The sequence below is a fragment of the Enterococcus sp. AZ128 genome (genome assembly GCF_051714485.1).
GTDB lineage: Bacteria > Bacillota > Bacilli > Lactobacillales > Enterococcaceae > Enterococcus_A.
In genome coordinates this window covers 95,830-122,769 of record NZ_JBIORZ010000003.1, presented here as the reverse complement: position 1 = coordinate 122,769, position 26,940 = coordinate 95,830, and the positions used below count along the sequence as shown (strand labels likewise).

The following is a 26,940-nucleotide window of genomic DNA, read 5'->3' as shown; positions in this document are numbered from 1 at the left end:
ATAGGGTATATTTTAGGTTACTCACTGTTTTTAAGAGATCAAGATGACAAAGTCCTTACGCTAAATGAAAAATACTGGCGTTTGCGAATCCAGATTGTTAAGTATAGTAAACAGGCCTGAATGGGACTTTTGCAGGCAAAGAACCAGGGATAGCAGTACAGATGAATAGAGAATATAGGATTTTTCTTTAATAAAAAGAATCGTATAAACAATCGAAATATATTTAAAGAATGATATTAAAAGATAAGAGAGGATGAGAAGAAATGAAAAGGAATAAATGGATTATTTTATTTGGTTTTGTTCTGAGTGTTTTCTTTCTGGGAGCGGCTGGGCAAACAGCGTCAGCTGATGAGATAACCGTTGATACCGTATCTGAGCTTCAAGATGCAGTAAAGAATGCGCCTGAAAATAGAAAAATAACTCTGGGAGGAACGTTCCCAACGGATATCGGAGCAACGATCGCTTTGGCAGAGTCGCCGTATCAAGTTGAAGTCGATGGCGGAGGAATAACGCTTCAGTCTTCAACAGGCAAACAATTATTTACATATGGCGGGGGAACCGGAACGACCAGTTCAACCTTGACAATGAAGAACTTCAATTTAGAAGGTTTGGGCAATAATGCGCGGGCACTAACAGTTTCTGGGTATAAAGGCGAATTCATTCTGGAGAATACACTTGTAAATAATTTCCGCGGCTACGACGATGGCGGTGCCTTTTATACTAGTGGGAATACAACCTTGAAGAACAGTACATTCTCAAACAACGTGAATAATGCCTCAGGATATTCAGGCGGCGCAATTGCCAGCAAGGGGTACTCGGCTACTTTTAAAGCCTACAACTCTAAATTTATTGGGAATGAAACGCGCCAAGCAGGTACAGGAAACGTCGGTGGTGAAGGCGGCGCGCTTTATTTCTTCCAGCCAAGTGCTTCCGCGAAATTTACTTTCAAGAACAATTATTTTGAAGGAAATAAATCTGTAGAAGATGTTTCAGGCGGTGGAAAAGCGAAACTAGCAGATGGTGGAGCGATTGCCTTTTTCAATACGGTTGATGGAACGGACATTCAATTTGATGGAAATTCGTTTGTTGGAAATATTGCTGGGGATGATGGCGGAGCGATTCTAATTCAAACCAATGCCAATATCTCAAGCGCGGCAACATTTAAAAATAATACCTTCTATCAAAATAAAGCGCTAGGACAGGATCTTTCTGCAAATAATGGTGGGGCAATTCAGATTTATGCGAATGGAGGCATTAGCGAAGGCAGAAGAGCGGTGGTTGATTATATTAACAACAGCTTTGTTGAGAATGTCGCAGCATATGATGGCGGTGCAATCGGTAGTTCAGGCTATATTACGAATTATTCAGCAGGTCGTTATGCCAATAATCTATTTGCTGGAAACAAGGCTCGGACTGCCAGCAAGAATAATATTGCCGATTCTAATGTGACTGGAGCCGGAAATATTGAATCCAATCTAGGCTATGATAACGGTACAGTAACTTCTGTGACTATGGAAAATGTTTTCGGTACCGCACCTGTTGGCTTAGTCGATAATTACAACAAGATCACAGCAGGAACGTCAAGTGATGCGATCATATTACCAACGGTCCCAATCGCGCCAGAGAAATTGGCGGATGATCAAGTTGAGAATCTACGCGATGTGAACGAAGACCAACGAGGCTTGCCGCGAACCACTAAAGCGGATATTGGTTCAGTGGAAATTGATTGGATCAAATATGACAGCAACGGCGGTATTTTTGATTTAGGTACAGCACTGGCAAAATATGAAGGTACAATCTATTATGAAGGCACACAGCCGGAAACGTATTATCAAGTCGGGTACAAAGATTTGGATCAAACGATTCCAGCTGGTACGGATTTAAAAGCAACGCGTGACGGCTATCAATTTGCTGGCTGGTCAAAAGATAAAGACGCGAAAGATCCGGATGCCAATTTGGCTGCGGGTCAAACAATTACGATACCAAAAGGCAATGAGACATTATATGCTGTCTGGAAAAAATCAGAACCGGTGATTGTTCATTACATGACATATGATGAAAACAAACAGCTGGTACAAATCAGTCCAGATGAAACATTAACTGGCGCATTGGGTGAAGGGTATCATGCAGACATCAAACAAATTGATGACTACGTCTTTTCAGGTGTCAAAGAAGGCGATTCAATTACTGGTTTCTTTAGCGAAGAAGCCAAAGAAATCACATTGATCTATACAAAGGCAGTCAAAGAACAGGGAATCATTCTTGCTCAATATCAAGATGAGGCGGGCAAACCGTTAGCAGGCGATGAAGTTGCAACAGGAGAAATAGGCAGCGACTATACGACAACTCAAAAAACTATTGACGGGTATATTTTCAAAGAAGTAGTTGGTAATCCAACTGGAAAATATGTATCCGGAATTACAAAGGTTGTCTATGTGTACACTAAGATACCTGCTGAGCAAGGCAAAGTGACGGTTCATTATCAAGATGAAGAACAAAACCCATTAAACCCGGATGTTGAATTGACGGGCGATATTGACGACATTTATGCAGCTGAAGTGAAACCATTTGATGGCTATGTTTTAAAAGGCATCGAGGGGAATGTAAGCGGGAAATTTGCGGCGCAGGATCAAGAAGTAACATTGATATATGCGAAGAAGGGCACAGGTACTGGAACTGAAAAAGGTGTTCTGATCGTAGAATATCAAGATGAGAACGGCCATCCACTATTAAATAGTGAAGTAAAAATTGATGAAGTCGGTAAAGAGTATAAAACCGAGAAAAAGGCGATTGAAGGATATACGTTTAAAGAGGTACAAGGTGCCGAAGAAGGTCAGTTTGTAGATGGCATTACTAAAGTAAGCTATATCTATACGAAAAATACGGAACCTGAGAAAATAGGTAACCTAAAAATCAATTATCAAGACGAAGACGGTAAACCAATAGCTGATAGTGTTACTGATAAACAACCAATCGGCACACCGATCCCGTTAGAGCTGCTGAATAAAACGATTGAAAACTATGTATTTAAAGAGATCAAAGGATTCACATCAGGAGTTTACGCAGAAAATGATCAGGAAATTACCGTCATCTATCGTAAATTAACTGGTAAAGTCATCGTTAATCATATCAGTGATTCTGGTGAAGTGTTAGCCAATCCAGTTCTGATGAGCGGCGATGTAGGCTCAAACTATGAGAGTGTCAAAAAAGAGTTTAAAGGGTATAAATTCAAGGAAGTTCTAGGCAGTCCGACAGGAACCTATGCAGCGGAACCGAAAATTATTACCTATGTTTATAGCAACAAAGCAGCGATCCGCATTCTTTACGTTGATGAAAAAGGGAATGAGTTAGCCCCAGCAGAACAAAAAATAGGCGTTATCGGGGATAAATACGAAACGGAAGCTAAAGCTATTGATGGTTGGGCATTGAAGGAAACACCAAAAAATGCCAAAGGAACTTATCAAGAAAAAGAACAGACGATCACGTATGTCTACCTTAAAGATAATAAATCTGCGGGGAACACTGAAAGTGACAACACCGGCAATGGCGGAGAAAATACAAACAGCGCAGCTGCTGGAGTCACAACGTATCATTCGACCAAGACACTTCCGAATGCGGGTGGAACAAGTACAGCCGGAAGCAAAGTATTACCGCGGACCGGTGAGCGTAAGAACAATTCAACGATTCTTACAGCATTTGGCATACTGCTGATTGCTATGGCGTGTGTTGGTGTATTTAGAAAGAGAAAAGCTTAAAATCAAGCAATAAAAAGGTCAGTGGTTTCGGTGCTGCACCTGCAACATAAATGTTCAATAGAAACACTGGCTATTCGGCTGTTTGTTTCCTGTGGTTTACAGGAGATAAGCAGTCGAATTTTTATTTTTAAGGCGAGTGCGTTTGAGGGTATACCAAATAAACACCTTATATAGAAGAAATTTTTTTATTCTGTTGATTTCCCGGTATTCTTTTTGTGCCAATTGCTAATCAAGTTCAAGCGATAGGCCAGTTTATGCGTTAGCGGGGGATTTTTCTTTTTCTGTTCAGCAGCAGGCGGAGTGTCATTCGTGATCGGCGGTTGTCTTACACTAGTGGCCGCAGTATCAGGGCTTTGGACGTTTTCCTGGACCGGATCATCGACAAGCGACGATGATGCTGAAGAAACAGATTCAGCGGAATCATTCTCGGCAAATACGACTCGGACATTGTCTAGGCTTGTAATCTCAGGATGAGTGACTTGGACTAAGGCGAGTAGTTCGGCTTCGCTTAAATGAGTCAAATCAATCCCTGACGGCACGATTATTTCAATTGGTTCTGCATCAGTTGTCAGTATATCAGTTGATTGGACTGGAGCTTCCGGTAATTCAGCCATTGAATCATCTTCTTCATAGGTATCCTTCGAACCTGGACGATCGACTGTGACAAATTTAGCGAAGCGTCTCACACCTTCACTTTCAAAAATATTCAAGGTAGTTAGAATTGCCAATAGGGTCGAGGCCTCTGCTCTTGTTCTTCTCTCATCAGCATCACGAAGCGTCAAGACCCGTTTTTTACCATGGCTATCCTCAAAAATAGAAACCAAGCGAAGAGCGAGCCCTGGATTTTTACAGACACCAGCCCCGGGTGTATTCAAAAGATTGGTAGATAAACGAGTTTTATCGGCCAATAGAGTATATTCCTTCTTATGGTTAAATAATCGCTTCACGACTTTATCGAAATCTTTGCCGTTAAAATAGCCTTCGAAAAATGGCAGATTGCGGCGCAGCACATCGTTTGGTTCAGCAGTTAGGAATAGTTCACAAATCAGTTCGTGTAAAAAGAAGGAATAATCCCCTAAGACCAAAGCATTTTTTACTAGGATTGCAACGGCATACTGAATAACCTCCGCGGCATTCTGGGTATTTTTATAATAAGAAATGATTTTAGCCTCTAAGGTGTCCCGTTTCATCGCTAGCAGTTGACGAGGTGTTAAAGGTTTCGTTTGCTCGGTTTTTTTCATAAAATTCGCTCCTTGGCATTTATTTTGTATGCGTTTTCCGGATTGTTCAAAAATATCATATCGTGTAGCAGCGAAAAATACGAATTCATTTTTTGACAAAAAATGAAAGTTTTTTCCAACTTCGCGTGTTTTTCGGCCTATTACTTAAGATACAATCCCTAAGCACGTCAAAATAACGTCTCTTTCAATCCGTTTTTCTGACGAGCTGTTTTGAACAAAAGAAGATCACTTAATTCAATCTAACTTTTTCCGTACAAACGAAGATACGCCTTTTTTGGCAATTTCATTGTTTTTTTAGCCTAAATCAGGCAAAAAAAAGGAAATTGCGGTTTTATATGAAAATGGCATCGTCTTTTATTTGGAAATGATTAGAAAAAAGAATCAGCTTAAGAAACAGTCAAATTGTGTTGTTAATTGAAAAAAGAAAAGTTGATTGTGAGTGAAATAGCGTATCGTGAAATAAATACATGCATTGTTATATAAGTCTTTTTTTAGATAAATAATCCGTTAAACAAATATTAATCTGATTATTGTGAAAAACCACACGTTATATTTTGAGCAATTTAATGAATGAATCCTAATTCGAAACTCGATCCAAAAACTAAATTTTTGTTTAATAAATAAAATAAATTAGAAAGATTCTAACTTCTATTATAATTCAAGGAATAGTCGAGGGTATAAGTTGTAAACGTTATCAAGTGTAGCTAAACTAAGGGTGTGAAGTAAGAAAGCGCAAACAAACAAAGTTGTTGTTTCATTTTTTGAAATGAAAAAATAACATCTTTAACAGCGCAATATTCATTATGGAGGGAATAGTTATGAGTTCAAAGGTTCTTGACCAATTTCTTGAAACGAACTTGGCAGATTTAAAAGAGAAAGGATTGTTCAATACAATCGACGTGTTAGAAGGAAGCAACGGTCCAATCATTACAGTAAATGGAAAGAAAATGATCAACCTTGCATCTAACAACTATCTAGGATTTGCTACTCGCCCAGAATTGATTGAAGCTGATGTAGAAGCAACGAAACATTATGGTGCCGGTGCAGGAGCGGTTCGGACAATCAACGGAACTTTAGACATTCACAAAAAATTAGAAGAAAAAATCGCTGATTTCAAAGGAACGGAAGCAGCAATTGCTTTCCAATCTGGTTTCAACTGTAACATGGGTGCCATTTCAGCAGTTATGAAAAAAGGCGATGCGATTTTATCAGATGAATTGAACCACGCGTCAATCATTGACGGCTGTCGTTTATCTGGTGCGAAAATCATCCGCGTCAATCACCAAGATATGGCAGATTTAGATGCTAAAGCGAAAGCAGCGACTGAAAGCGGCGAATACAATAAAGTAATGTATATTACGGATGGCGTATTCTCAATGGACGGCGACGTTGCTAAGATTCCTGAAATCGTAGAAATTTGTGAAAAATACAATGTTATCACTTATGTAGATGACGCTCACGGAACTGGCGTAATGGGTAAAGGCCGCGGAACAGTCAAACATTTCGGAATGCAAGATCACATTGATTTCCAAATGGGTACATTATCAAAAGGTATCGGTGTTGTCGGCGGTTATGTCGCAGGAACGAAACAATTGATCACTTGGCTGAAATCACAAGCGCGTCCATTCTTATTCTCAACATCATTAACACCTGGTGCTGCTGGCGCTTGTATCGAAGCGATTGATTTGATTGAAAATCATCCTGAATATGTTGAAACACTTTGGGAAAATGCCAATTACTTTAAAGACGAATTAAAACGCATCGGTTATGACATTGGTCATGCTGAAACACCGATCACACCAGTTATTGTCGGCGATGAAAGATTAGCGCAAGAATTTTCTAAGAAATTATTGGAAAACGGCGTTTACGTAAAACCAATCGTATTCCCAACAGTACCATTAGGAACAGGCCGTGTACGTAACATGCCGAATGCTGGTCATACAAAAGAAATGTTAGATGATGCAATCAAGGTTTACGAAAAAGTCGGTAAAGAATTAGGAATCATCAAATAAGAAACGCAATAGAGAGAGGACGAGAAGATATGAAAAAAGTATTAATCACAGGCTCATTAGGACAAATCGGTTCTGAATTAACAGAAAGATTACGTAAAGACCTAGGTGTTAAAAATGTTATCTCAACAGATATTCGTACGATTGAAGGCAGTCCAGTTGTTGAAAATGGACAATTTGAAGAGTTAGATGTAACGGATTACGACAGCTTTTTAGATATGGCGAAACGCTATGAAGTCGATACGATTATCCACTTAGCGGCATTACTTTCTGCTACAGCTGAAAAACGTCCAGCATTTGCTTGGAATCTAAATATGACAGGCTTGATGAACGCGCTGGAAGTGGCTCGTGAAATCGGACCTGAAACGAAATTCTTCGCACCATCATCTATTGCGGCATATGGACCAGACGCAGAACCAGATAACACACCGCAAGATACTGTGATGCACCCAACTACCATGTATGGTGTAACAAAAGTTGCTGGTGAATTATTAGAAAACTATTACCATACAAAATATGGTGTGGATACACGCTCCGTACGTTTCCCAGGTTTGATCTCATATAAAGTAGAACCTGGCGGCGGAACAACAGATTACGCGGTAGATATTTATTATGAAGCATTAAAAAACAAATCTTATACCTCGTTCATCGACAAAGGAACTTACATGGACATGATGTACATGGACGATGCAATCGAAGGAATCGTGAAGTTAATGAATGCGGACGCAAGCCGTTTGGAACACCGCAATTCATTCAATATCACAGCAATGGCTTTTGAACCAGAACAAATCGCAGCATCAATTCGCCGTCGTATCCCTGATTTTAAATTGAGCTATGATGTCGATCCAGCTCGTCAAGGAATCGCAAATTCTTGGCCAAATTCAATCGACGACAGCGATGCTCGTAAAGAGTGGGACTTCAATCCAAGCTTTGACTTAGATAAAATGACTGACGAAATGTTAGAAAAATTATCAGCAAAATTTAAGGCTGAAGGCGTCGAAACAAAGGTGTCTTTTGATAAAGTAAATTCATAAAATGGCAAAAAATTCTTAGTAACGCATGAGGAGGAAATAAGAAAAAAGGAAATGTTTTAAATAACGTTTCCCTTTTTCTTGCCTCGTGTTAAAATAATGTCCGAACAAATAAGGAAAGTTGTTAAATACTTGGTATATCGCAATTGTTTGTTTTATTTCGTTTATGTAATAACTTCGTCTATTTGTTTTAGAAATCATGTTAATAAGTGAACAAACAATTATTTACAATTTAGGAGGAAAAATTATGGCAGTCGACCAACAAGAAATCGTTGGTTCACAACAAGGTGAACTTAAACGAACGATGACATTCTTCCCAGCTCTTTCGACAGTAATGGGTACGGTAATCGGGGCAGGGGTATTCTTTAAAGCAGCTAGTGTTGCAGCAGTAACAGGTTCAACTAGCTTACACATGTTGTCTTGGTTCTTAGGCGGATTGATTAGTGTCTGTGCGGGATTAACAGGTGCGGAATTAGCCGCTGCAATTCCAGAAACTGGCGGGATGTTGCGTTACATTGAACGCGCGTATGGAGAGTTTTGGAGTTTCTTACTTGGTTGGGCACAAGTAGTTATCTACTTCCCAGCGAACGTAGCCGCTTTAGCAATTATTTTTGCCACTCAGTTCAAGAACTTATTCGGTATGAGCGATGCAACGATCATTCCAATCGCGATCGTCGCTGCAGCTTCAATTATGTTGATTAACTTCCTAGGCTCGAAAGCCGGCGGAATGTTCCAATCAATTACGTTAGTCTGTAAATTAGTGCCTTTAGCATTGATCGTTATCTTCGGTCTAATGCGTCAAGGCGATGTGTCAGTCAGCTTGTTCCCAGTACAAGCAGGTCCGCAAGTTGGCGGTTTTGCTTCAGCATTAGGTGCTGGTCTATTAGCAACGATGTTCGCTTATGATGGTTGGATTCACGTCGGAAATATCGCCGGCGAATTGAAAAAACCAGCACGCGACTTGCCTCGTGCCATCGCTGGCGGGATCTTAGGAATCATGGTCGTTTATTTATTGGTTCAATTTGCATTCCTACGTACGATTGATATGTCTCAATTAGCAGGCAACGAAAACGCTGCGATGGATGTTGCTGGAAAAATCTTCGGCGGTATGGGCGGTAAGCTAGTAACGATCGGTATCTTGATCTCTGTATACGGAACGATCAACGGCTACACGATGACTGGTATGCGTCTTCCTTACACAATGGGACTTGAAAAACAATTACCATTCTCAGACAAATTAGTGAAATTAAACAAAAACCATGTCCCTTACATCGCTGGTATTTTAGAATTAGTGATTGCCATCGGTATGATGATGGTCGGCGGATTCGATATGCTGACAGATATGCTGGTTTTCGTTATCTGGATCTTCTATACACTAGTATTTATCGCGGTTATCAAATTAAGAAAAACAGAACCAGACTTGGTTCGTCCTTACAAAGTACCGCTTTACCCAATCATCCCAATCGTTGCGATCATTGGCGGAGTGTTCATCCTAGTGATGACATTGATCAACCAATTCCAATTAGCGATGATCGGTATCGCGATCACAGCATTAGGTATTCCTTTCTACATCTACTTGAAGAAAAAATACAAATAATTATTAAAGAAGGTTGTGACAGAAGCTACTTCTGACTCACCGTTTGTCACAGCTCTCTTCTATATAAATCGGCGTCCAAAGCAGAAACAAGTTTCTGCTTTGGGCGTCTTTTTGTTGTTTTTCTTCTATAGAAAATACTGCAGCCAAGAAATTGCCACAACGTTGTGGCAATTGTCTGTGTTCTAAATGTAAACGCTATCTCTTATGATAAGGATAGAAAAAGAAAGGATGGTTGATTTATGGCAGGATTTCCAAAAGATTTTTTGTGGGGAGGTGCAGTAGCGGCTCATCAGCTGGAAGGTGCTTGGCAGGCGGACGGCAAAGGAACCAGTGTTGCAGATGTCATGACTGTCGGCGGGCCAGGGGTCTCACGAAGAATTACTGAAGGTGTGCTTGACGGAGAATATTATCCGAATCACGAGGGCATCGATTTTTATCATCGGTACAAGGAAGACATCGCGCTTTTTGCTGAGATGGGCTTCAAATGTTTCCGTACATCGATTGCTTGGACCAGAATATTTCCAAAGGGTGATGAGGACACGCCAAATGAAGCAGGCTTGAAATTTTACGATGATCTATTTGATGAATGTTTAAAGTATGGTATCGAACCTGTTGTGACCCTTTCGCATTTTGAGTTGCCCTATCATTTAGTGACCGAGTATGGTGGCTTCGCGAATCGCAAGCTGATTGATTTCTTTGTGAAATTCGCGGAAGTTTGTTTCAAACGTTATAAGGATAAGGTCCGCTATTGGATGACCTTTAATGAAATCAACAACCAAGCGAATTACAAGGATCCGTTTTTCCCATTTACGAATTCAGGGATCGCCTATAGAGAAGGGGATGATCGTGAGCAGATCATGTATCAAGCGGCTCATTATGAGCTAGTAGCTAGTGCTAAAGCAGTCCAAATCGGTAAAGCGATCAATCCAGATTTTGAGATCGGCTGTATGATCGCCATGTGTCCAATTTATCCAGCGACTTGCAAACCGGCAGATGTTTTGATGGCTCAAAAAGCGATGGAAAAACGGTATTATTTCACAGATGTTCATGTCCATGGTACTTATCCAGCTTATATGATGACATACTTCGCCAGAAAAGGTTATGATTTAGATATAACACCCGAGGATTTAGCCGAATTAGAAAAAGGAACAGTTGATTATATCGGCTTCAGTTATTACATGTCATTTGCCATCACACATAAAGAAGACAATGTTTACTTCGATTATCATGAGCAGGAGGATTTTGTCAGAAACGAGTATATCGGAATCTCAGACTGGGGCTGGCAGATTGATCCGGAAGGCTTACGCTATTCGCTGAACTGGTTTACGGATCATTACCGACTGCCATTGTTTATCGTCGAAAATGGGTTTGGCGCGATCGATGAAAAAGAAGCGGACGGCAGTGTTCACGATACGTATCGCATTGACTATTTCCGCGACCATATCAAAGAAATGAAGAAAGCGGTTGTAGAAGACGGTGTCGACCTAATGGGCTATACCCCTTGGGGATGTATCGATTTGATTTCCGCTGGAACCGGTGAGATGAAAAAACGCTACGGCTTCATTTACGTTGATCGAGACAACGAAGGCCATGGTACGTTAGCACGCAGTAAAAAAGATTCCTTTGATTGGTTCAAACAAGTCATTGCGTCAAATGGTGACGATTTAGCTTAAAAAAGAATCCGCTGCGATCGTGGCATCCATTAAACGAATTGTATAGAAAGAACCGTACTAGAAAGTTCTTTCCGTTATTCGCAGTCTATCAAAAATGAATTTATTAAAACGAAATAGGAGGAAAAAACGATGAAAAAAGCTTTGATCATTTGTGCCGGAGGGATGTCTTCATCCGTCATTGCCAAAAAAACAACAGAAAATCTACAAGGAAAAGGTGAAGAGATTCAAGTAGATGCTACTTCTCAATCACAAGGAGCCAGCACGATCGCAAAAGATGAATACGATTTGTACTTGGTTAGTCCGCAAACAAAAATGTATTTCGACAGTTTAGAAAAAAGCGCGAAGAAATACAGCAAACCAATCGTCAACATTCCGCCGCAAGCGTATGTTCCGATTCCGATGGGAATTGATAAATTGTCTAAAGTGATTCTCGAAAATATTGAGTAAGGATTGATAGCTATGTTGAGCAAACGAGAGACGCAAATCCTAAAGCTGCTTTTTGATCATAAGCATACTTATTTGACGAGCCAAGAAATTGCTTCGGGGATTGATGTTTCTAATCGGACAGCCAGAAAATATCTGCATTTGCTGGAGGATGCTTTGAAAGATCAAGCCGTCGCAACCATCGAAGCGAAACAAGGAAATGGGTACCAGTTGAAAATTGAGGACGCGAAGAAATTTGGCGAGTTTTATCTCACTGAAGTAAGAGACCATACGACTTCAAAGGATATCACGACGATTCAAGAGTCAAATGATCGACAGTACTATATTTTAAACCGCTTGTTTTTTGAACAGAGTGCCGTCTATGTGGATTCGATTGCGGATGAATTATTTGTTTCTCGCTCAACCATCTCAAACGATCTAGTTGAAATAAAAAAACTGATCATGCCTTATCAAGTAGAGCTTCAAAGTAAAAGCAACAAAGGAATCTTCATAGTAGGAAACGAACAGAATATTCGCCACTTCATTATGAATTATTTCTTTATGGAACGGTTGCATGACAACTTATTCGCCTTTTCAATGTATGCGAATTTATTGGAAGGAATCAGTGTTGAAGAAATTGTCATTATTGTTTTAGATGAGTGCCGGGAATCACAATTAAAGCTTTCAGATTTCATCGTTTATAATTTAGTACTCCATATTGGTCTGGCGATCAAGCGAATCCAAAATGGGTTTCTGATGGATATTCAGGCACCTATGTCGTTTGATGAAGCGTCGATTGAATACCAAACGGCGTTAAAAATATTAGCGAGAATCGAACAGGCGATGGGGATCACCTTTTCTTCAGAAGAAGCCGATTTTATCGCGCTGCATTTGAAGAACAAGATCACGGCTAGAACAATTTTTCAAAAAGCCGATGCGACTGAGGAAGAGATCCGCACGCAGCTGTTAGAAACGCTAAAAGCCATTGATCAGGACACACCATTTAATTTGGAACACGACACGATTTTAATAGATGGACTGATGATTCACTTCATCCCATTGTTAACGAGACTGCAAAATAACTCCAGTATCGAGAACCCATTACTGGAGGAAATCAAGACGCAATATCCCGATTTGTTTGAGCTGACCGTCAATTACTTTTCAAAAATGGCGGTATTTAGACCGTATCAGGTGACGGATGGGGAATGGGCATATCTCGCGATCCATATCACAGCAGCAGTGGAACGCTATTTTAATGAACAGAAAACCCATGTGCTTGTTATTTGCGCGACGGGCTTAGGCAGTTCGCAAATGATTAAAAATCGTTTGGAACGAGAATTTGGTTCTAGAATTTTGATCGATAAAGTCATCAGCTATTATGAAATAGTCGAACAGGACCTAAGTCAAATTGACTTAATCATCTCTTCGATCAATTTAGGGAATATCGTCTTAAATGCACCGATCGTTAATGTCAGTGTCTTCTTAGGGAAAGAAGACATCCAAAAAATCAATCATGAAATATCCAGCAACAAGGGTGGCCATTTCAAAGGATACAAAGAAAACAATCAAACAGAAATGGTCGAAGAAAAAATTGAATTAATTAAACGAAGTTTCAAACCAGAGCTGTTTTATTTTGCTGAAGGGCGCTTAACCAAAGAGCAGGTTTTAAAGGCACTAATCAGTAAGATCGAAGCAGTCGAAAAAAACGACTTGCAGGAAAGTTTTTTAAACCAGCTGAAATTAAGAGAATCCTATAGTTCAGTGGTATTCTCTGAATTTATGGCGGTTCCTCATCCCATCGAAGCACTGACCAAAGAAGGACATGTTGCGGTAGCTGTAGTACCAGAAGGGATTACTTGGAGTGAGGAGTGTCAAACGATTCAGCTAGTATTCTTGCTGTCACCGGATAAATTTGGGAAGTTTGAGATAGAAAAGGTTAGTCAAATGTTGGTCGAAATCATGGAAGATGATCACTTCAGGAAGGCGCTAGCTTTCAGCGATACTTTTGATAACTTTATCCATGCGTTTATTGAGCAATTTCAAAAAACAACATAGAAGGAGAAAACAATGGACTCTGAAAAATTACAAGAAGCTGCATTCGAAATTATTTTGAGTAGTGGGGATGCCCGAACTCTTGTACATGAAGGCTTCAAAAGTATGCGTGAAGGAAACTATGAAGAAGCTGAGGTACATTTGGAAGAAGCAAATGATTCACTAGTCAAAGCACACAAAGCACAAACCGAACTCTTACAGCAATATGCTAGTGGAGAAAAGATCGAGATGGAGATTATTATGGTACATGCGCAAGATCATCTAATGACGAGCATGACACTTCGTGAAGTTGCCATCGAGATGCTGTCCTTATATCGAAAAGTATCGTAGGAAGAGACAGCGTCAATAAATAGAAATTAAAGGAGAACAGAGGATGGATAAGGAAACTGTTAGTCAATTAAAAAAAGAAACGGCACTGAAGAATTTTAGGTACAATCGTTTTCTGCTGCTTAGATATTTATTAGCCGGCTTTTTCTTTACTAATTTATACTGGCTGCTTTCTTTAGCCATGAGTAAAAGTATCTGGGCCTTGCTGCCGCTGGGATTAATTGTCCTTTCAGTTCCAGCTATCGCAGAACATTTACGTCTATACGGTTATCCATCAGATGATGTTCGCAACCAGTTAAAATGGCATCGATTGTATCAGATAACCCAATTGATAACGAATGTTATTTTGTTGGTGTCTGTTTTGACCAATCTAGGATTTGAACAAGCTTTTCCATTTTTCACAAATACTGTGACCAGCAAAGGCTTTGTCAGCTGCATCTTACTAGTCGGCAGTCTGTTGTCAGGAGTTATATTGAAGAGAATTAAGAGCATTTATAGTCAAAAAGACAAACATGCATCATACATTACAGAATTCAGTAAACTAAATAATTAATAAAGGGTGATTAAACATGGACGGATCAAATAATAAAGTCTTTGCTTTCTTAGAGAAAAACCTGATGGGCCCTATGGGGAAAATCGCGTCATTAAAAGTTGTGCGTGCAATCATGGGCGCTGGTATGGGTGCGATTCCATTTACGATCGTTGGTTCAATGTTCTTAGTGTTCAATATTTTGCCAATGACCTTCCCGTTTTTAGAAGACATCTTTAATGCGACGTTTTTCAAATTCAGCGACCTTTACATGTTAGCCAACAGTACGACGATGGGGATTTTGGCATTATACTTTTGTGTTGGTTTAGGGTATGAATATACAAAAATCATCGCTGAAGAAGATGATTTAAACATGGCGCCGATCACCGGAGCATTGCTAGCGATGTTTGCCTTCTTCCTTTCTATCCCTCAATTAGTGATGGATAATGGCACAGTGGTTCGTTTGACCGACGCGAAAGAAAATATTATCAACGGTTGGGCAATCGGCGGCGACGGGGTTTCTCGTTTGGGAACAGTCGGTATCTTTACTGGGATCATTATGGCGGTTATCGCCGTTCAGCTTTATCGTTTGTGTGTTTCAAAAAATTGGGTCATCAGAATGCCCGAGCAGGTTCCAGAAGGTGTATCGAGAGCCTTTACAGCCTTGATTCCAGCATTTATTGTTGCTTTCGTTATTCTGATTATCACTGGTGTACTGGTCTTATTTAACACAGATATTTTCCAATTGATTGCTATTCCGTTCGGGTTCGTAACGAACATGACCAGCAGCTGGTTAGGTGTCATGGTGATCTATTTCTTGATCCACGCGTTATGGATCGTAGGGATTCACGGAGCCAATATTATTTCTTCATTGATCGCACCGATTACTTTAGGCAACTTGGCGTTGAACGCTGATGGCGCGCATATCCCGTTAGCAGGTGAATTCCAAAACGCCTTCGTAACGATCGGCGGATCTGGTGCAACATTAGGCTTGTGTTTCTTCTTAGTTTACATGGCTAAATCAGAACAATTGAAAGTGTTAGGAAAAGCGGCAATCGTTCCTTGTTTATTCAATATCAATGAGCCGTTGATCTTCGGTATTCCATTGATCTACAATCCATTTATGGCGATCCCATTCTTCTTAGCACCAATGGTTTCAGCGACGATCGCTTACTTCGCGATCCAATTAGAATTGATTCGTCCGGTAATCGCCAATATGCCTTGGCCTTCACCTGTTGGCGTCGGAGCCTTCATCAGTACCGGCGGCGACTGGAAAGCAGCGGTAGTCGCAGTTATCTGTGCGGCTTCAGCCTTCGCCATCTACTTGCCATTTGCGCGTGCTTATGACAAGAAATTGGTTGATGAAGAATCAAGTGTAACGGAAGAAACTGCCGGAGAAAGTATTTCAGCATAAGAAAATAAAAGGACCTATGACAAAAATTAAAGCGGACCCCAAGTCAAGGACAATCAATAAAAAACCGTATAAAAGTGTTGAAAATCTTTCTATGATGAGGTCATAGGAGGAGCGATTAAGCAAACCCGCACTCAAATACTAAGAGTGCAGGTTTGCTTAATCCAATTATAGTATGAATGATTTCGATGGATTCTATGTCCAACTGATGTGCGACCCGGATGCAGATAGTGATGATCTTTTCAAACCAGGACAGTTTGAGTTGCTCGATGAGAGATACCGCGAACGTTTTGAACAAGCTTATGGCGATTCTCTCAAACCAGTTGAGAAAGACTGGGCGTCTTCACCAGATTTTTCAGGGGATATTCTCCCGTTTTGATAAAATCCGCATATTGATTAGGTGACAACTTTACTAGTCCCCATTGGTAGCGCTCATTGTTATAGTAGTCCATATAGTCATCGATGACTGAGGAAAGCTCGCTAAACGAATTAATGGCACCTAGGATGGGTAATTCGTCCTTCATATGTCCAAAGAAGGATTCTTGAGGTGCGTTATCCCAGCAGTTCCCACGTCGAGACATGGACTGGCGTAATTGATGATTTTCAATTAATGTTTGAAATTTTATGCTCGTGTAGTGGGTACCCTGATCTGAATGGATGAGGGTATTTTTGTTCTTGGGAATCGAATGCTTCTCAAACAACTGTTGGATTGTTTCCAACACAAAATCGACCTCTAAAGAATCACTCAATACGTAAGAAAGAATTTGATTTGTATAAGCATCCTTTATCGTTGATAAATAAGCTTTCTTGCCTCGACCGTAAAATAAGTAGGTGATGTCAGTTAATAAGATTCTCTGTGGTCCAAGCTCTTTGAATTTGCGATCCACGATGTTTGGTTTCGTGACTGATTCCTTTTTCGCTTGAGTCATTCTAAGATATGGATTCGCTTTGCGGATAGGGCAAACCAAATTAAATTTTCGCATTAACCGCTGAACTTTCTTACGGTTCATCAGAATTCCCATCTGAAGCAATGTCATATGGATTCCTCGGGAGCCCTTTTTATAGCCCCTCTTATTATATGCTTTAAGAATCCATTCAAACTCAGCTCGATCTTTGAGTTCTCGCTCCTCGCGCTTGTCATGTCGACTCAACCATGCGTAGTAACCCGATCTTGAAACTTGTGCAATTTCGCATACCCACGAGATATTCAATAGATTATTGTCACGTGAAATCAATGTTTGAATTAGTTGGAATTTCTCTTGGCTATAGTTTTGGCCGCCTTGCGATTGATAGAATTCGTTTTTTTAACGCTTCTATCTGTTGCTTTTGTAAAGCAACTTGATGGCGGAGATAGGCAATTTCTTCGTTTTTTGTTCGGTCTTTTTCACGAGGACGACCAGAGTTTTGACCTCGAAGATCCGTTACCCCCTCTGGACGATTCCCCATCTTGCGGATTCGCTTCGAAAAATTGGCAATACGATCCCTGCCAAGGACAGATGGATCAAACCCAGCCTCAATAAAAATTTGGGTTGGTAATTTTCCTTTCGAGTATTCCACCAAAAAAAGGTTTTTGAATTCCTCCGAATAAGTCACAGCTTTGCTCGAGACTTTATCTACATATGGATTGTATTGAAATTCCTTCATCTGATCCTTCGAAAAATGGTTTATGCTCATCTTTATCACCTGCTTGCTTGAGTTGATTGTACGACAAAAATACCCTAGATAATAGTTTCACCGACGGTTTTTTTATCGGTGTCTATTATCTAGGGTCCATTTTAAATCTTGTCACAGGTCCTTTTTCCGAACAAACGGTGTGTCAGAAGTAGCTTCTTCTTCGCAAGCTATGCATACAGTTACTGCTAAGTTTCACTAAGCTGACCTCTTCTGTCACAACCTCTTTTATTTAGAATTCTTTTTTTAAAATAAACAGATTATTTGTGTGGAGCGCCCCCATTTTTCTGCCTAGTCGAAAGGTAAAGGGCTGCTCTTGGTAGTTTGTAAACTCTAATGAACGAAATAATTCATTAAATGTTATCTGTTCCTTATAGCCATAGGGATTGGAGAGGCTTATCTGGCCTTTTTCCATATTGATTCCGTAGATCACTGCATAATGCGTGTTCTGATGCGATTTATCCAAATCATCTTCTGTCGCATAAAAGATCGTTACGGGTAAATGCTTTTCTAATGAAGAAGAGATGCTGTTTATTATTTCTGTTTGCGATGTCGGGTTTTCCAATGAGATGGAATAGCCCAACGGTTTCAGCGCCTTGTTGGCGTACGAAAGATAGGTAGTCGGCAGCATTCCTTGCCTGCGATCCAGTAATTTGAGGCGTTGGCTTAATGTGACTTCGGTCGTTTTTCCCCCTAAGTAGTTATCAAGGATGGCTATGGATGCCACGCCGCAGGTATACGCCGTCTTCTGCTTCATCACGGCGATGTCCTCAAGCTCCTTGGAATAGATCAGCGAATAATGGTAGTCATCTTTAATAAAGGGTTCCGTTGCAGGAGTCGGGAGGAGAAAAATCACTGTTCCTATTGCTATAAAAACAGCCGGAAGCAGTAAATATTTTCTATAATTGAGTAAATGCTGTTTCATTAGTAGTTGCTCTCCGTTTATCCTTCTTCTTTGGTTGTCTCGTAGTATTCTAAAAACAATTCGTGCAGGGCAGGATGTGTTTTTCGCAGCTGCACTAATCGGTTGGTCTCATAGGACATGAAGCAGTGCTGGCTTGTCCCGGTGGTGACCAGTTTCTCTCCATTATAGACACGGTATTCGAAATCTAAGCGCGTGCCGGTGTATTTGGTGACGATCGGCAGGATCACGACCTCATCGCCGAAGCGCACCATTTCCTTGTACTCGCAGCTGACACCCAAGACAGGGATCATGATACCGTCGGCCTCGATCTTTTCAAAGGGACAATTCATAAAAGTCAGTGCGTCAACTCGGGCTTCTTCAAACCAGCGAATGTAATTCGAATGATGGATGATCCCCATCTTGTCTGTTTCATAATAAAAAGGCTTGCGCAGATAGCCGGGATATTTTTCCATGGTTATTTCCTTTCAGTTGCATATTTTTTCATATAGCGGGGCAGTGCCTCACTAATAGAAGTGGGTAAGACGACATAATTCTCTGTTGCTAAGTCATCGCCGATCAGACTGTGAAGATAGACCGCAGCTCCGATGGTGTCCGTATTTTTTTCAAACTGAGCTAAAAATCCGGTGATCACGCCAGCTAAGGTGTCGCCCATTCCGCCAGTGGCCATACCGGGATTGCCTAAGGGATTCTGATAATAGGCAATCGCTTCATCATAGATCGTAGTGCGGTGACTTTTCAAAACGACTTTAGCGCCCAAGAGCGCTTGGTTTGCCCGATTATTTTCATCGGTCTGGTCGACAAATTCCAATCCGCTCAAATGAGCCCACTCCGCTTGATGGGGAGTGAAGACTGTTTGATGCGGAAATTTCAGTGATAAATTATGGTCGCGAAACAGTGTAATAGCTGATCCGTCAATCACCAGCAATTGTTCCGCATGTTGATTGTTCAAGACGCCTTTTAACAGCATCGCCATCTCTTTTGCTAAGCCAAGTCCCGGGCCAATCAGGACCACATCCGCTTTATCTAATACCTGATAGATCGTTTTGGTTTCGCTAAAATCGACAGCCATGGCCTCAGGCAAGCGGGCGTGGAGCGCACTATGATTTTTTTCTGCAGTGATGACGGTAGTAAGACCGGCCCCGCTTTTGACGCAGGCTTCAGCACTCATGATGATTGCGCCGCCATATTGTCGGTTGCCGCCGATTAAAACAACGTGCCCAAAGGTTCCTTTATGGGAGATCTCCGCTCGTTTCGTGATCACTTTATGTAGTATTTCTTTATTAAGCTGGACCATCTTGTCACCTGCTTTCATTAAATCTATCTATCGATCATTTTTAATGGAAATATAAAGGATAAAAATCACTATGGGTATCATTATAAGGGAAAAAGAAGAGTCTGTCTCAGCAATTCTTAAAGAGTTTTCATTTTTATTCTATTGAATAGAATGCTATCATTATAGTGGTTTAAATTAAAGGATGTCAGTTGCGAGTTCCACTTCGTATTTCTAATGCGGTAGTGGAATCGTATGCCAACGACAATAAGGAAATTTGTCTCAAATTTTCATATCTTTATTAGAGTTGGTTCAACTTTTCGCAGTTTACTAAGAAGAGAGAGCAGTTTCAAAAACTGATCGAATCAACCGTGTGCCTGCTTTAGTTGAATGATATACGGCATTCGAATGGAACTAATTTTTCTTTAAAACGAATAAGGAGGAATCTTTCAATGACAATCGATTTTAAAAAAGAAGTCGAAGCACGCAAAGACGATCTATTAGCGGATCTATTCACTTTATTACGTATTAAAAGTGAACGTGAAGACGACAAAGCAACCAAAGAAGCACCATTCGGACCTGGACCGGTCGAAGCATTAGAGAAAATGCTTGAGATCGCAGAACGTGATGGCTTCAAAACAAAAAATGTCGACAACTATGCCGGCCATTTTGATTACGGTGATGGCGATGAAACCTTAGGGATCTTCGGTCACTTAGATGTGGTACCTGCTGGCGACGGTTGGGATTCAGATCCTTATGAACCAGAAATTCGCGACGGCAAATTGTATGCCCGCGGTTCAAGCGATGACAAAGGCCCATCAGTTGCGGCTTACTATGCAGTAAAAATCATTAAAGAATTAGGTTTGCCTGTTTCTAAAAAAATCCGTTTCGTCTTCGGTACTGACGAAGAAAGCGGCTGGGGAGACATGGACTACTACTTCGAACACGAAGAAAAACCTGACTTTGGTTTCTCACCAGATGCTTACTTCCCAATCATCAACGGTGAAAAAGGGAATGTAACAATGATCCCTCATTTTGACGGTACTAACGGAACTTCTTATGTATTGGTTAGTTTCGAAGCTGGACTGCGTGAAAACATGGTTCCCGGCAATGCAGTCGCTGAAGTAAAAGTTGCAGATGCGGACGCTGCTGAAAAATTAGCGAAAGACTTTGCCGACTATGTCGAAAACAATCCAGTTAGCGGGAAAGCGGATGTTGCTGGTACAACCGTTACTTTACACTTAGACGGAAAAGCAGCTCATGGCGCTAGTCCCCAATTAGGAACAAATGCTGGTACTTTCTTAGCGGTCTTCTTAAACAACTATGACTTCGACAAAGGTGCGAAGGCCTTCATCGAAAACAGTGCAAAATACATCCATGAAGATGTTTATGGTAAAAAATTAGGCGTTGATTTCAACAATGAAAAAATGGGTGAATTGACCATGAACGCTGGGATTTTCAGCTTCAAAGATGGTCAAGACAATGACAACCATATCACATTGAATTTCCGTTATCCTAAAGGGACTACGGCTGAAGAGATCAAAGCAAAATTGGAAGAACTATTTGGTTCAAGCGCTAAAGTAACACAAGGCGGACACCATATGCTTCCTCATTATGTCCCAGCAGATGATCCATTGGTAGCTACGTTGCTAGATACCTTTGAAGAACACACAGGCATCAAAGGGGAAGAAAAAGTAATCGGCGGCGGAACATTTGGCCGTTTACTAGAACGCGGTGTTGCTTACGGCGCACAATTCCCAGGCTTCGAAGATACGATGCACCAAGCCAACGAATACATGTCTGTTGAAGACATTTTAAACTCTGCCGTAATCTATGCAGATGCGATTTATCGTTTGGTAAAATAATCAAGTAGTAGATAAACCCCACAATTCTAAAATTGTGGGGTTTTTGTCAGTTCCGCTTTCCGCAATTTGCAAAGAGTAACCTGTAATTATGGTTTTCGTAAATACAACGAACAGGGTAGCGTGGTGATAGGCGTACGAAGATAAGCCCATTTTTCCCGGTTTTGTGAAAATGTCCTTCCTTCAAACTGAGATGGCTGTCTACGAATTGCGATTGGCGAAAAGTCTGATCTTGTTGTATGCTTTTTTGAGAATGTTTTATGAGAAGGAGTATCCCATGAAAAGAAGACCAGTCATTTTGAGTACGGACCCGGGAATCGATGACGCAGTAGCGATTGCGCTAGCTCTTTTTAGCGAAGAGCTGGAGGTAAAACTGATCTGTCCTATTTTTGGTAATGTTAGTTTAAAAAATACGAAGGCCAATACAGAAAAATTGTTAACTCTTTACAAAAAGACCCCAAGAGTTGTTTTAGGAAGTGCCCGACCGCTTTTACGCGATGCGATTGATGCAAGTGATATTCACGGAGAGTCAGGAATGGACGGGTACGAGTTTCCTGCCGCCGCCATTGTTGCAGATGGTTCCCAGACAGCGGTTGAGGCGATGCATGAGGTGGTGAATCAAGAAGAGAAGACTACCTTGGTTGGGATCGGCCCGCTGACGGATATTGCATTATTTATCCATCTGTATCCCCAAGATTTAACTAGAATCGATCGGATCGTTTTAATGGGCGGCAGTTTAGGAAGAGGAAATTATGGCGTGCTGTCTGAATTCAATTTTGCTGCCGATCCTGAAGCGGCGAAGATCGTTTTCAATAGCGGTATCCCCATTCAAGTTGCACCCTTAGAGGTCGGAGATCAAGCGAAGATTATGCCGGAAATCACGAACAAGCTAAAAAGCTTTGGGAAAATCGGCGAGATGGTTTATCACCTATTTACGAAATATCGCAGCGGGAGTCTCGAGGCTGGTTTAAATATGTATGATGCGCTAGCAATCGCGTTGATCCTAAAACCGGAGCTATTTGAGATTGTTTCGACGAGAGTTGAGATCGAAACGGCCGCCTCTTTGACGTATGGCGCGTCGTTGATCGATCTTAAAAATTATTTGAATTTACCAGCAAATGCAGAGGTGGCTGTTAGTGTAAATGCGCAGCAGTTTGAAGAATGGTTTATTGAGTCGTTGGAAAGAACCATTTAGTCATTAGAAAGATGATCTAGAGCAGTTGTACATCTGCTCTAGATCATCGTCTAAAAAATCTACATGACTAACAGAAATAGCAAAAACACCAGCAGCTTTCAAATCTTGTTTAGCCTCTTCAATTTGTGTATTGAAAGAAAGTGTTTACATTCCATTATTTCCATGTTAATCTAAATTTGTAATTAAGGAATGTTATTGGCATAGCCAAGCATGACCGGTTTACCAAAATCCGTGGAGATTTTGTGTAAATGGGTCTTTTTTGTTTTTTCAAATAGAATGACAAGTTGAAAAAGGAGTGAGAAGTTGATGGATTTATTAAGTCCAGCGATGGGAGAATTAAAGGCAATTGAAACGGTGAATGATGAGGTATTCGCTGCAAAGATGTTAGGCGATGGCGTAGCAATTTTGCCTATGGATCAGCGAATTGTTGCTCCTGTTTCTGCGGAGGTAACGGCTATCTTTCCTACAGGTCACGCATTTGGCTTGAAGACAAACGAGGGAGTGGAAATCTTACTCCATTTAGGAATTGATACAGTGGAATTGAATGGAAAATTTTTTGAAAGTAAAGTCCAATTGAATCAAACAGTTCAGGCGGGGGATCTGCTTGCCGAGATGGATTGTGGAGAGATAAAAAAAGCGGGGTATGACACTGATATCCTGATGATTATCACGAATTCTGCCGGAAAGACAATCACAAGCTTCACGCCGACAGGCAAAGTCACATTTGATACACCGATTCTTACAATAAAGTAGGTGGGAAAATGATCATAGAACGGGTATTAAATAATAATACAATCGTTAGTTTAGATTCAAAAGGAACAGAGATCATTGTTAAAGGAAAGGGGATTGCTTTCGGAAAGAAAACTGGACAAGAGGTGGATGAACGCAAAGTTGAAAAGGTCTTTACGCTGGATACCAAAGAAACTGTTCGTCAATACCAAGAAGTGATGATGGATATTGATGATGACATTATCGAATTGACAGAAGCGATCATTGAAGAAATCAAAAATGGAACTGACAAAACGATAAACGACAAAATTTATATCACTTTAACAGATCATATTTCGAATCTATTAGAGCGGTTATCTATGGGAATTCGTTTTGACAGCTCGCTATTGTGGAATGTTCAAGCGTTATACCCGGAAGAATACCATTTAGCCACGAAGGCCGTCGCTAGGATCAAAGAATATTTTGATTTAGCGGTTCCTAATGATGAAGCGAATTTTATCGCGATTCATATAGTTAATTCGGAAATGGACATTGAGTTTCAAGAAACTGTGGGTATTACCGAAATGATCAATCAAATCATGCTCGTGATTCAAGAAAATCTGGAAATTTCACTTGAGTCGGATAATTTGGAGTTAGATAAAGCACGCTTTGTTCTACATCTAAGATTTTTACTTCAACGTATTATTCAAGGAGGCATGCTGCAATACGACAAAAGTGATCATATGGTAGCGCTGTTGATGAAGGAATATCCGCAGCAGGCCGACTGTGTATCGAAAATCATGCAGGTGATCACTAAAAAGTACCAAAAAGAAATTGAAGGAGAGCGATTGTTCTTGTTGATTCATGTCATTCGCTTAACGACCGCAAAGAATATCAGCGGATAATGAAAAAAGAAAGAGGTGAATCAAGGCACTCGTACTGGATGGTTACGGCACGGCCGGCTAGACCTTTTATTTTACTAAACTAAAATAAATGGAGGTACAGAAAAATGAACTATCAAGAAACAGCACCACAAATTATTGCAGCGATCGGTGGAAATGAGAACGTCGTAAATGTAACTCATTGTATGACGCGGCTACGTTTTGTCTTAAAGGATGAAGAAAAAGCGCAGGATGAAAAGGTAAAAGAATTAGATGGAGTGATGGGCTTAACGAAAAAAGGTGGTCAATATCAACTGATCATTGGCCCGGCTGTAACGAACTTATATGATGTTATTGAAGAATTATTGCCAGTAGCTGAAGAAGAACCTGCCACTGAAAAAACAGCGGAAAATAAACGAGGGGCAAAAGCGATTTTTGATCAGGTATTGGATTATCTTTCCGGCTCCTTAACACCTCTGATTCCCATTCTTTTAGTCGCTTCGTTATGTAAAACAGTAGGTGTCGTCTTAGGGCCTTCTCTGCTAAATGTTGTTACTGAAAAAAGTGATATCTATCAGCTCTTTACTTTCATTGGAGACGCGGGATTTTATTTCTTACCAGTCTTTATCGGTTGGTCAGCAGCACGCAAGCTGAACGTGAGTATTCCAATTGGAATGTTGTTAGGCGGCGTCTTATTATATCCGAATTTTATGCAGATGGCGGAAGAAGGCAGCGCATTTTCAGTTTATGGAATTCCTACAATGCTGCAAAATTATTCGAGTACCGTTTTGCCGATGATTTTAACCATTGCCGCGATGAGTTTTGTAGAGAAATTTTGGAAGAAAGTAACGCCTGATATGTTAAAGGTATTTTGGATTCCATTCGGGACATTACTTGTCATGATTCCCCTGACTCTTGTTGTTTTTGGTCCTTTAGGCGGCTTTTTAGGAACATATATCGGAGAAGCGCTTATTTCGTTGAACACTTTCGCACGTCCACTAGCAGTTTGTGTCGTTGGCGCAACATTTGCATTTATCGTTATGACGGGGATGCATCCAGTATTGTTTACGTATTTATTCACTACTTTCCCAGCAGTAGGTTATGATAATTTCTTGATGCCAGGTATTTTAGCCGCTTCATGGGCAGGAACTGGCGTCGCATTAGCTTGTATCTATAAATTCAAATCGAAAGAAAAGAAAACTTTAACGCTAGGTTATGTTATCACATGGTTTTTGGGCGGTGTAGGGGAACCTTTGTTATATGGATTGAATGTTCCGTATAAAACTCCTTTTGTTGCTGGTGTCATTTCTGGGGCGATCACTGGTCTAGTAGCGGGTATCCTTAATTTGACTGGACATGTGTTAAATATTTCTAACGGTATTTATGGCTTGGCGGGATTTGTTGGAGGCAGTACGTATAACTACATTATTTTAGGAGTGACGGTCGTATTGGGCTTGGTTTCCGGCTTTGTCGTGATGCTGTTCTTCAAGTTAGATGAAGGCGTGGTGAAGGATTAATGTATTTTACAACTGAGAAGGTCACAAATAAGATTACTCGGATTCGCACGGCATTTGAAGTTTGTGCTTACTATGTACAGGGAGAAAAAAGTGGAGCCCTATTAGATACGGGACTAGGCTGTGGAGATTTAAAAAGTTTTATTGATCATATCGCGACAACTGATTATACAGTTATTTTGTCCCATGGTCATTGTGATCATGCGGGAGGCAGCGGGCAGTTCGAAGAAGTTTATTTAAGCCCTTTAGATTATGAGTTAGAAAAGCAGCACTGTGATCAAGCATTTCGAATTAAGGAAATTCAGCATGCACCAACTCCGCTGCCGGATAATTGGCAGCCTGATCAGGTACTTCCGCAAAGAACTGGGAAATATTCTGAACTAACTGAAGAGAAGATTTTTGATTTGGGTGGCTTAACAATCGAGCTTTTACTTGTTCCTGGGCATACTCGAGGAATGATGATTTTCTTACTGCCAGAAGAAAAAGTAGCGATATTTGGAGATGCCTGTGGTGAGAATACCTTGATTTGTTTTCCCGAAAGCACAAGAATTGATGAGCACTATGCCGCTTTAAAACGATTGAAGCAATGGGATGGACGCTATACTCGAATTTTGAGAAATCATGGTACATTTGAGTCAAAGTTAAACCTGCTCAACAATAACATTTCGACTTGTCAGAGCATATTAAATGGAGTTGATGATCGACTTCCTGTTCATATACATGGAGTTGATGCTTTTGCAGGAAAGGATATTGCAAAACACTTTTCTACAGAAGAAAAAACTGGAAATGTTATATATACATTGGATAAGTTGTAAAGAAAAGAGAATTTATGCTCTAAAAAAACTTGGAACTTTAGGAGAGTTTAT

The 26,940-nt window shown here is 40.6% G+C and carries 21 protein-coding genes and 1 pseudogene; 16 read left to right on the top strand and 6 right to left on the bottom strand.

Annotated elements, in window-relative coordinates:
* Positions 1-263: 263 nt before the first annotated feature.
* The gene (locus IGI38_RS19385) at positions 264-3,755 is read left to right on the top strand and encodes a MucBP domain-containing protein (protein WP_438733514.1); all 3,492 of its coding nucleotides are present in this window, start codon (positions 264-266) and stop codon (positions 3,753-3,755) included.
* 185 nt (positions 3,756-3,940) lie between these two features.
* Here the strand turns inward: IGI38_RS19385 and IGI38_RS19380 are convergent, their stop codons facing one another.
* Complete coding sequence (locus IGI38_RS19380; RefSeq protein WP_438733513.1) at positions 3,941-4,996, bottom strand: hypothetical protein; 1,056 nt, start codon at positions 4,994-4,996, stop codon at positions 3,941-3,943.
* An 818-nt stretch (positions 4,997-5,814) separates the two neighbouring features.
* On the opposite strand from IGI38_RS19380, the gene IGI38_RS19375 reads away from it, so the two are divergent.
* From IGI38_RS19375 to celB, 9 genes are all read left to right on the top strand, one after another.
* On the top strand, positions 5,815-7,008 hold the full coding sequence (locus tag IGI38_RS19375; protein ID WP_438733512.1) for a glycine C-acetyltransferase: 1,194 nt from the start codon (positions 5,815-5,817) through the stop codon (positions 7,006-7,008).
* Positions 7,009-7,037: 29 nt separating this feature from the next.
* Positions 7,038-8,039 carry an NAD-dependent epimerase/dehydratase family protein gene (locus IGI38_RS19370; RefSeq protein ID WP_438733511.1) on the top strand — a complete coding sequence of 334 codons (1,002 nt, stop codon included), beginning with the start codon at positions 7,038-7,040 and terminating at the stop codon, positions 8,037-8,039.
* A 244-nt stretch (positions 8,040-8,283) separates the two neighbouring features.
* Positions 8,284-9,633, top strand: coding sequence for an APC family permease (locus IGI38_RS19365; RefSeq protein ID WP_438733510.1), 1,350 nt, complete (start codon positions 8,284-8,286; stop codon positions 9,631-9,633).
* Between the two features lie 239 nt (positions 9,634-9,872).
* Positions 9,873-11,306, top strand: coding sequence for a 6-phospho-beta-glucosidase (locus IGI38_RS19360; protein WP_438733509.1), 1,434 nt, complete (start codon positions 9,873-9,875; stop codon positions 11,304-11,306).
* Positions 11,307-11,435: 129 nt separating this feature from the next.
* Positions 11,436-11,753 carry a PTS cellobiose transporter subunit IIB gene (locus IGI38_RS19355; protein ID WP_438733508.1) on the top strand — a complete coding sequence of 106 codons (318 nt, stop codon included), beginning with the start codon at positions 11,436-11,438 and terminating at the stop codon, positions 11,751-11,753.
* A 12-nt stretch (positions 11,754-11,765) separates the two neighbouring features.
* On the top strand, positions 11,766-13,784 hold the full coding sequence (locus IGI38_RS19350; RefSeq protein WP_438733507.1) for a BglG family transcription antiterminator: 2,019 nt from the start codon (positions 11,766-11,768) through the stop codon (positions 13,782-13,784).
* A 12-nt stretch (positions 13,785-13,796) separates the two neighbouring features.
* A complete protein-coding gene (locus IGI38_RS19345) occupies positions 13,797-14,111 on the top strand; it encodes a PTS cellobiose transporter subunit IIA (protein ID WP_438733506.1) in 315 nt (104 codons plus the stop codon).
* Between the two features lie 43 nt (positions 14,112-14,154).
* On the top strand, positions 14,155-14,661 hold the full coding sequence (locus IGI38_RS19340; RefSeq protein ID WP_438733505.1) for a hypothetical protein: 507 nt from the start codon (positions 14,155-14,157) through the stop codon (positions 14,659-14,661).
* Between the two features lie 16 nt (positions 14,662-14,677).
* Positions 14,678-16,051, top strand: coding sequence for a PTS cellobiose transporter subunit IIC (celB, locus tag IGI38_RS19335; protein WP_438733504.1), 1,374 nt, complete (start codon positions 14,678-14,680; stop codon positions 16,049-16,051).
* Between the two features lie 311 nt (positions 16,052-16,362).
* On the opposite strand, the pseudogene IGI38_RS19330 reads toward celB, so the two are convergent.
* From IGI38_RS19330 to IGI38_RS19310, 5 genes and pseudogenes are all read right to left on the bottom strand, one after another.
* Positions 16,363-17,301, bottom strand: a pseudogene (locus tag IGI38_RS19330) (IS3 family transposase); the annotation flags it as partial.
* 10 nt (positions 17,302-17,311) lie between these two features.
* Positions 17,312-17,722, bottom strand: coding sequence for an HTH domain-containing protein (locus IGI38_RS19325; RefSeq protein WP_438733503.1), 411 nt, complete (start codon positions 17,720-17,722; stop codon positions 17,312-17,314).
* 229 nt (positions 17,723-17,951) lie between these two features.
* Entirely contained in the window at positions 17,952-18,476 is a 525-nt protein-coding gene (locus tag IGI38_RS19320; protein ID WP_438733502.1) for a C39 family peptidase, read from the bottom strand.
* A gap of 185 nt (positions 18,477-18,661) precedes the next feature.
* Positions 18,662-19,096 (bottom strand): acyl-CoA thioesterase, encoded by a 435-nt coding sequence (locus tag IGI38_RS19315; protein ID WP_438733501.1) that lies wholly within the window; start codon positions 19,094-19,096, stop codon positions 18,662-18,664.
* Between the two features lie 2 nt (positions 19,097-19,098).
* Positions 19,099-19,938, bottom strand: a complete 840-nt coding sequence (locus IGI38_RS19310; protein ID WP_438733500.1) for an NAD(P)H-hydrate dehydratase — start codon at positions 19,936-19,938, stop codon at positions 19,099-19,101.
* A 428-nt stretch (positions 19,939-20,366) separates the two neighbouring features.
* Between IGI38_RS19310 and pepV the strand changes: the two genes are divergently transcribed.
* The 6 genes from pepV to IGI38_RS19280 all read left to right on the top strand — a co-directional run bounded on the left by pepV (position 20,367) and on the right by IGI38_RS19280 (position 26,889).
* Positions 20,367-21,779, top strand: a complete 1,413-nt coding sequence (gene pepV, locus IGI38_RS19305) for a dipeptidase PepV (protein ID WP_438733499.1) — start codon at positions 20,367-20,369, stop codon at positions 21,777-21,779.
* 274 nt (positions 21,780-22,053) lie between these two features.
* Complete coding sequence (locus tag IGI38_RS19300) at positions 22,054-22,971, top strand: nucleoside hydrolase (protein ID WP_438733498.1); 918 nt, start codon at positions 22,054-22,056, stop codon at positions 22,969-22,971.
* A 306-nt stretch (positions 22,972-23,277) separates the two neighbouring features.
* Complete coding sequence (locus tag IGI38_RS19295; protein WP_438733497.1) at positions 23,278-23,724, top strand: PTS sugar transporter subunit IIA; 447 nt, start codon at positions 23,278-23,280, stop codon at positions 23,722-23,724.
* 8 nt (positions 23,725-23,732) lie between these two features.
* The gene (locus IGI38_RS19290) at positions 23,733-24,584 is read left to right on the top strand and encodes a PRD domain-containing protein (RefSeq protein WP_438733496.1); all 852 of its coding nucleotides are present in this window, start codon (positions 23,733-23,735) and stop codon (positions 24,582-24,584) included.
* Positions 24,585-24,688: 104 nt separating this feature from the next.
* Positions 24,689-26,077, top strand: a complete 1,389-nt coding sequence (locus tag IGI38_RS19285; RefSeq protein ID WP_438733495.1) for a PTS transporter subunit EIIC — start codon at positions 24,689-24,691, stop codon at positions 26,075-26,077.
* A complete protein-coding gene (locus IGI38_RS19280) occupies positions 26,077-26,889 on the top strand; it encodes an MBL fold metallo-hydrolase (RefSeq protein ID WP_438733494.1) in 813 nt (270 codons plus the stop codon). The genes IGI38_RS19285 and IGI38_RS19280 overlap by 1 nt, the downstream gene beginning before the upstream one ends.
* Positions 26,890-26,940 lie beyond the last annotated feature (51 nt).